Annotated in this window: 4 protein-coding genes; all 4 read right to left on the minus strand. The window is 72.0% G+C overall.

Annotated elements, in window-relative coordinates; translation table 11 throughout:
* Positions 1-45 precede the first annotated feature (45 nt).
* Positions 46-981: a sugar ABC transporter permease gene (locus GTW43_RS13420; protein WP_161301895.1), complete on the minus strand. Its 936-nt coding sequence runs from the start codon at positions 979-981 to the stop codon at positions 46-48.
* 10 nt (positions 982-991) lie between these two features.
* Positions 992-2,329, minus strand: a complete 1,338-nt coding sequence (locus GTW43_RS13425; protein ID WP_161301896.1) for an ABC transporter substrate-binding protein — start codon at positions 2,327-2,329, stop codon at positions 992-994.
* Between the two features lie 75 nt (positions 2,330-2,404).
* Positions 2,405-3,583, minus strand: a complete 1,179-nt coding sequence (locus GTW43_RS13430) for an ROK family transcriptional regulator (RefSeq protein ID WP_161301897.1) — start codon at positions 3,581-3,583, stop codon at positions 2,405-2,407.
* Positions 3,584-3,781: 198 nt separating this feature from the next.
* Positions 3,782-5,174: PQQ-binding-like beta-propeller repeat protein (locus GTW43_RS13435; RefSeq protein ID WP_161301898.1), on the minus strand; the 1,393-nt coding region annotated here is incomplete at its 5' end.

A 5,174-nucleotide genomic window follows, 5' to 3' on the forward strand; every position in this document is an offset into this window, starting at 1 on the left:
TAGGGCGGGCGGCGCCGCCGTGGTCGTGGATGTGGTCATGGGAGATCAGTCCTCCGCCGCGAGCAGGCCCGAGCGCTTGCGCATCAGCAGCATGGTCACGGCCATGGCGATGGCGAACAGGACGAGCGAGAGCACGCACGCCGCGCCGGTGTTGAAGTTCTGGAAGCCCATCGAGTAGACGAGCTGGGGGACCGTGAGGGTCGAGTGGTCGGGGTAGCCGGGCTGGATGACCGAGCCGGGGCCGATGGAGACGCCCGAGGCGAGCTTCCCGGCGACGAGCGCCTGCGTGTAGTACTGCATCGTCTGCACGACCCCGGTGACCACGGCGAACATGACGATCGGGGTGATCGACGGCCAGGTCACGTAGCGGAACTTCGCGAAGGCGCCGGCCCCGTCGAGGTCGGCGGCCTCGTACTGCTCCTTCGGCACGTCGAGCAGGGCGGCCATGAAGATCACCATGAGGTCGCCGATGCCCCACAGCGAGAGCAGGACGAGCGAGGGCTTGGCCCAGGTCGGGTCGTTGAACCAGTTGGGCCCGTCGAGGCCGATCTTCGCGAGGATCTCGTTGACCGGTCCGGTCGCCGGGTTGAGCAGGAAGACGAAGGCGACCGTGGCCGCGACCGGCGGCGCCAGGTAGGGCAGGTAGAACGCGGTGCGGAACAGGCCGACGCCGCTCTTGATCTTCGTGACCAGCAGCCCGAGCGAGAGCCCGAAGACCACCCGCAGCGCCACCATGACCACGACCAGCCAGAGCGTGTTCCACAGGGCAGGACCGAACAGCGGCATGTCCTGGAACACGTACTTCCAGTTCCTCAGCCCCACGAACGTGGGCGCCTTGATCTGGTTGTAGTGCATGAACGAGAAGTAGACGGTGGCGAGGAGCGGGTACGCGAAGAAGACGCTGAACCCGATCAGCCAGGGGGAGAGGAAGCCCAGCGTGCGCAGCCTGCGGCGCGCGGGCCGGGAGAGGGTGAGTGCCATGCGCGGGTCCTCAGTTCTGCGACTGCAGGGTGTCGGCGTCGATGAGCTTGTCGAGGCGTTTCAGCCCGGCCTTCAGATCGGGCACCTTGCCCGCCTCCTCGGTGTACGAGAAGTCCTGGAGCTGGACCACGTACATGCCGCCGTTCGTCGACGGGGGCAGCACCTGGCTGTACTTGTTCTTCGCGATGTCGAGGAAGGTGCGGAAGCTCGGATCGGCGTCCAGCTTCGGTGACTTGAGGGCGGCGAGCGTGGAGGGCACGTTGTGGATCGCGTTGGCGAAGCGGACGACCTGGTCGGTGTCGGCGGTCAGGAACCGGACCAGTTCCCAGGCCGCGTTCTGGTGCTTGCTGCTGTGCGCGATGCCGGCCACCGTGCCGGTCAGATACCCGCGCCCGTACGTCTCGGCCCGGTCGTCCGGCACCGGCAGCGGCGCGACGCCCCAGTCGAACTTCGCCTTGGCCTCGTCGAGCATGAGGCCGCGCCACTCGCCGTCGAGGTGCATGGCGAGCTTGCCGGTCAGGAAGGCGTTCTGGTTCGACATCTCGTCGCCGAACGAGGTCCGGAACCGCTCCAGGGCGCTGTAGCCGCCCTGCGCGTCCATCAGCTTCCCGGTGGTCCTCAGGAAGTCGTAGGTGGCGGGGTCCTTCGCGAGCCGCGCCTTGCCGTTCTTGTCGAAGTAGGTCGGGCCCCACTGCGCGAACAGCCGGTCGGGGCTGTTCTGGTAGAGCCGGAAGTTCGGCATGAACCCGACCCGCTGGTAGGTGTCGCCCGACTTCTTCGTGAGCTTCTTCGCGTCGGCGACGAACTCGGACATGGTCCGCGGCGGCCGGGAGATCCCGGCCTCCCTGAACGCGTCCTTGTTGTAGTACATGCCGAACGCGTCCGCGAGGAGCGGCAGCGCGCACTGGTTGCCGTCGTAACTCGTGTAGTCGAGCAGGGACTTGGGGAAGGTCTTGGTCTTGTCGAGCCCGCTCTTCTTCATGAACGGGTCGAGGTCCACCCACATCCCGGAGTCGCAGTACTGGCCGACGTTGTTCGTGGTGAAGGACGACACGACGTCGGGGGCCTCGTCACCGCCGGCCCGCAGGGCCTGGTTGGTGGTGGCGTCCGAGACGTTGCCGGTGGACTCGACCTTGATGTTCGGGTGCAGCTTCTCGAAGCGGGCGATCGAGTCGTCGATCGCCTTCACCTCGCCGGGCGCCGACCAGCCGTGCCAGAACTTCAGCGTGACGGGCTTCGTCGGGTCGTCGGCGGCGCTTCCGGTGCTCGGATTGGCGCAGCCGGCGAGCAGCAGTCCGGCCGCGGCGAGCCCCACGGGGGCGCGCAGGGGTATGCGCCATCGCGGCATGGCGAACGTCCTTTACGGGTGGGTGAGTTGGTGTGCTGGGCTGTGCTGTGGGGTCTGTGAGGGAGGTTCGGGGGCTCAGGCGCCGCTGGTGTCGAAGACGGTGTCGCGGGCCTGGGTGAGGGCGGTGCGCAGGGCGCCGGTGAGGATGGGGTCGCCGTCGAGCTCGCTCGTGCGCAGCAGCGGTCGGGGCAGGGCGAGCCCGGTGAGCTCCTCTTCGACGCGGGCCCGCAGGGCGTCGCCGCCGGCCTGGGCGACCTGGCCGGACAGCACGACGAGTTCGGGGTCGACGACCGCGACGACGGCGGCGAGCCCGGTCGCGAGGCGCCGGGCCACCTCGTCACGGACCGGGCCGTCGGCGAGCGCCACCGCCAGGTCCTTCTCGCCGCCCGCCAGGTGGCGCACGGCCGGGGCGGCGATCAGGCTCTGGAAGCCGCCCCCCGCGTCGTCACGGGCGTAGGCGCCGGTGCCGCCGCGGGCCAGCGGGGCGCCGGGCAGCGGCATGTAGCCGATCTCGCCCGCGCCGCCGGTCGCCCCGCGCAGCAGGACACCGCCCAGCACGATCGCGGCGCCGACGCCCTCGTCCACGTAGGCGAGGACGAAGTCGTCGTGGTCCTGGGCGGCGCCCTCGTACTGCTCGGCGATCGCCGCCAGGTTGACGTCGTTCTCGATCGAGACGGGCGTGCCGAGCACCTCGGCGAGCTCCGCGCTCAGGGTGCGCGAGTGCCAGCCCGGCAGGTGCGGGGCGTACCGCAGTGCGCCGGAGCGCGGGTCGATCGCGCCCGGCGTGCCGATGACGGTGGCGGCCAGGTCGTCGTGGCCGAGACCGGCCCCGCGCAGCGCCCCGTCGACCGCCTCGGCGACGAGCTGCGCCGTGCGGTGCCGCACGTCCTCGGCGACGGCGTGCGCCTCGATCCGGCAGCGGCCGCGCTCGGCGCCGGTGATGTCCGCGACGACGGCCGTGATGCCGGTCGGGTCGGCGGACAGCGCGGCGACGTGGGCGGCGGCCGGGGCGATCTCGTACAGGGTCGCGTTGGGCCCCGGACGGCCGGTCTGGCTGCCCGTGGTGCGGACGAGCCCGGCCGCCTCGAGCCGCCCGAGAATCTGCGAGGTGGTCGGCTTGGACAGGCCCGTCAGCTCCCCGATCCGGGTGCGGGTGAGGGGCCCGTGGGCGACGAGGAGGTCCAGCGCGGCGCGGTCGTTCATGGCGCGGAGCACGCTCGGCGTGCCGGGGGTGCCCGGGGCGGAACCGGCCATGAGACTGCCTCCTCGCTGCGGCGGTGCGCCGCGGTGCGGTGACCCGTGCGGTGCGCCGTCGCACTGTTAGGAAAGTTTCCTATTGGATGCGAGGAAGGTAAGTCGCGGGTGAAGGGGGCGTCAATAGGGTCCGGGCCCCGGGCAACCAACTCGTTATCGGCGCGACGCCTCCCGGGACGCCACGCCCGTCACGCCCCCTCACACCCGCAGCGCGTACACCGTGCCGCCGGAGTCGAGGACCACCGCCGTCTTCCCGCTCGCCGCCGGGGTGCGCGTGGTCATGCCGTCGAACTGGCCCGACCACAGCGTCCGTCCGCGCCGCGCGTCGACGATCCGCAGCCGGGTCCACTCCTGGAACAGCCGCTCCGTGCCCATCTCGGTGAGCTGCACGTACGGGCCGGCCGGCCGCGCGCTCCCGCCCCCGGCGTCCCACCGCTCGGCGCCGTCCGCCGCGTCCACGCACACCGGCCCGTCCGCGGTGGCCAGCAGGAACGCGCCGCCCGGTATCCCCGTGCTCGCCCGGTCCGCCAGACCCGCCTCCTCGTACGTGCGGTCGTACGTCCACGCCGGTGCGCCGGTGTGCACGTTCAGGGCGGTCGGCCTCCTGCGGGAGCCCGCGGGCAGGGGGAGGAGCACCGAAGCACCCGAGACCAGCTCACCCAGCGGCTGGTGGGCGCCCACGGTGAACTCGTCCGGCTTCGTCGACCGGAACGGGCTGCGCCACGTCACCTTGCCCGTGTCCACCGAGCGGCCGACGAGGTCGACGGGTTCCTTCGTGCCCTTCTCGTAGCAGAGCAGGGTCCTGCCGACGGTGTGCGCGGTGTCCCCCAGCGGGCTGAAGTCGGGCCGGGTCCACGCCACCTTCCCGGTCCTGCCGTGCACGGCGTTGCCGCCCGAGCACAGGAGCAGGTCGCCGGCCACGGTCCAGGAGATGCTGGACGCGGTGGGCGCCAGATCGCCGTTCACCCAGGCGGAGTCGCCGGTGCGGGCGTCCTTCGCGGCCAGGATGTTGTCCGAGCGGTGGATCAGCAGTCCGCTCGGCCGGTGGATGTCGAGCCGCATCTCACCGGACTCCGTGGACTGGTTCCCCCACAGCCGCTTTCCGGTGGCGGCGTCCATCGACTCGACCGCGCCGCCCGGGTAGTCGGGGTGCTGGGTCAGGGCGAGCAGGGTGTCGCCGACGACCGTGAAGTGGGTGTCCCGGGACCACTTCTGCCGGAACGCGTGCGTCCACAGCCGTGTGCCGGTGGCGAGGTCGAAGGTGTGGACGGCGGCGGGCTTGCGGTAGTAGTCGCCGGAGCCGACGTGCACCCGGCCGCCCGCCACGACGAGGTCCGGGCCGTCGGAGTTGCGGACGTCGACGTCCGCGAGCTCGTGCGACCACCGCACCGGGCCGCGCTCAGGGCCGCCGGTCAGGTACGCGACCCCCGCCCCGGCCGCGGCCAAGCCGAGCGCGATGCCCCCGCCGCGCAGGAGGAGACCGCGGCGGCTCAGGGGCGCGGGCGCCGGGGCGGCGGGCGCGGTGTCCGGGCCGGGCGCGGACGGGGGGACGGACGCGGTCGCGGTGGTCGCGCCGGGTCCGGTGGCCGCG

Source organism: Streptomyces sp. SID5785, from assembly GCF_009870065.1.
GTDB lineage: Bacteria > Actinomycetota > Actinomycetes > Streptomycetales > Streptomycetaceae > Streptomyces.

Coding starts and splice junctions, on each gene's coding strand:
- GTW43_RS13420 (WP_161301895.1), bottom strand. CDS start 981: ATGGCACTCACCCTCTCCCGGCCCGCGCGCCGCAGGCTGCGCACGCTG.
- GTW43_RS13425 (WP_161301896.1), bottom strand. CDS start 2,329: ATGCCGCGATGGCGCATACCCCTGCGCGCCCCCGTGGGGCTCGCCGCG.
- GTW43_RS13430 (WP_161301897.1), bottom strand. CDS start 3,583: ATGGCCGGTTCCGCCCCGGGCACCCCCGGCACGCCGAGCGTGCTCCGC.